Origin of the sequence: Streptomyces sp. SID13031, from assembly GCF_010548305.1 — a bacterium.
Classification (GTDB): Bacteria; Actinomycetota; Actinomycetes; order Propionibacteriales; family Kribbellaceae; genus Kribbella.
Genome location: NZ_JAAGLV010000045.1, coordinates 1 through 2,246, shown reverse-complemented (window position 1 = coordinate 2,246; position 2,246 = coordinate 1). Strand labels below are relative to the sequence as shown.

Here is a 2,246-nt window from a genome sequence, read left to right as displayed (position 1 = left end):
TGTTCGGTGTAGGGGTCGGACCTGGGCGCCCTGTCAGCCTTTCGGCTGGTGGGTTTCCCTGGCCCGCCCTCCGAACCGGACGTGCGACTTCCACCGCATCCGGCTCTCCACGTGTTCATTGCGATGGTGCGGGTGATCCCTTTGTCGGCGCGCTCGACCATGGGGTTGGGATCTTGGTGCCCCGGTAGCGGTAGCGCTCGATGACGATGGCTTCCGGTCGGAACATCTCGATTCCTCCGGCGCGAATCTGCCAACCGGGCAGGTAGCGCCGGACCAAGGTGTGCATATTCAGCCCGACGTGTCGTTTGCGGAGCCAGCCCACGATCCGCCAGAAGGCGAAATGATCGACATAGCCGAACGTCCGCGAGGACACCCCGTGCCGGAAGTAGTTGCACCAGCCCCGCAGCGTCGGGTTCAACCGGCGCAGCAGGTCAGCGAGCGTTCGATGTTTTGCACGGCGAGTCAGCGTCCGCACCTTGGCGATCACAGAAGCCAACGACTTCTTCGACGGGTAGGTGTAGATCGCTTTCTTGCCGGTCCGGCTCCGCCGGGCCCGGCGCTGGATGCGCCAGCCGAGGAAGTCGAACCCCTCATCGATGTGGCAGACGCTCGTCTTCTCTGCCGATAGGCGCAGGCCCATTGGCGCGAGCACGCTGCCGACCTCGTCCCACAACGCTTCAGCGTCGGCGCGTTGTCCATGGATGAGGACCACGAAGTCGTCTGCGTAACGGACGAGTTTCATGACCGCACCACCGGACCGCCGGTGCTTGATGCGAGTCCATTCCGGTCCGAGTGCTTCCCACTTGTTGGTGAAGTGCTCGTCCAGAACGGACAGGGCGATGTTGGCCAGCAGCGGTGACAGGATCCCGCCTTGAGGTGTGCCGGTGATCGTCTCGCGGTTCAGGCCGTCCTCGGTGAGAGCCCCGGCCCGCAGAAACGCCTTCACCCAACCCAAGACGCGCTTGTCCCCGACGCGACATCGCACCCGGTCCATCAGGGCCGCGTGGTCAATCTCGTCGAAGCACGCCTTGATGTCAGCCTCGAACACCCACTCGTAGTTCCGGGAGGGTGATGCAAGGAAATGGATCTCGGCGATCGCGTCCTGCGCCCGGCGCCTCGGACGGAAGCCATACGAACATGGCTTGAAGTCCGCCTCGAAGATCGGCTCGAGCACCAGTTTCAACGCAGCCTGCACGACCCGGTCACGGGTAGTCGGAATCCCCAGGGCACGGACCTTGCCCGACGCCTTGGGAATCGTCTTCTCCCGCACCGGGAGCGGCACGAACTCCCCTGCCTTGAGGTCCTCGCAGACCCCGGCCAGCAAGTCCGCAGCGCCCCAACCGACACCGCGGGGAGTGACCCCGTCGATGCCAGCGGTTCGTGCGCCCGTATTGCCCCGCACCCTGTTCCATGCCACGACCAGGAACGCCGGATCATAGACAAGGTTGGCGAGGTCATCGAAGCGACGGCCGGGATCGGCCACCGCCCATCGATGCAGCTTCTTCTGCATCCTCAGTACCCGGTACTCGGCCTCATCGAGGTCGGGCCACGGCTCGCCGATATTCACCAGCGCACTCCTGAGGATGTGCGGTTGCTGCGAACACGCTGGACCCCTTCGCCATGTGGCCGGCTTTCCCGGCCTCGGACTACTACGGGTCCTCCGCCCCATCCCGGCGACATCGGCCGACGACGGGCCTTCCCGCCGACCAGCAGGCCGCTGGCCGGGGAGGGGACCGCCGAGATGGTTCCCACGTTCACCGTCGAACCGTTCGACGGGGTCGGCGCCCAACTATGCCCCTGCAGCATCGCCACGACTACGCCGCAGACCTTCACCGTGGCCTCCCGACCGGCGACATCACCCAGCCCAGGAGTTCCCCACCAAACAAGACCACCGGCCCTGCCAAGTGGGTGCGCGCTGCTATCCAGCCCAGATCCGCCAGGTTCGAGCTGGTGGCTCTCTTGAGAAGCGTTCAGACGTTGGTTCCTCACGTACGCCTTTCCGTCTTGCTAGCCGGACCCAGGCCATCTGGCAGTACTGGCCCGTCCCGTCGTTGTCAGGGCTGCTTCCGCCCTCCCTCGCATCTCCGAGGTCAGGCTGCCCTCAGCTCCAACCGATCCGCTGCGACGGACCGGAGGCGGTGTCCTTTCACCACCGCACGGTTCAACAGCGCCTCGTGGCGCTCGATATCAGTCAGCCAGACCAGGTTCGGTGCCGGCGCGGTGAACACCCGCTTCACGAGATCGTC

1 protein-coding gene is annotated in these 2,246 nt (G+C 65.3%); it reads right to left on the bottom strand.

The features are described from left to right. Nucleotides 1-115: 115 nt before the first annotated feature. Complete coding sequence (gene ltrA / locus G3I17_RS39145) at nt 116-1,567, bottom strand: group II intron reverse transcriptase/maturase (protein WP_343238566.1); 1,452 nt, start codon at nt 1,565-1,567, stop codon at nt 116-118. Between the last annotated feature and the right edge of the window lie 679 nt (nt 1,568-2,246).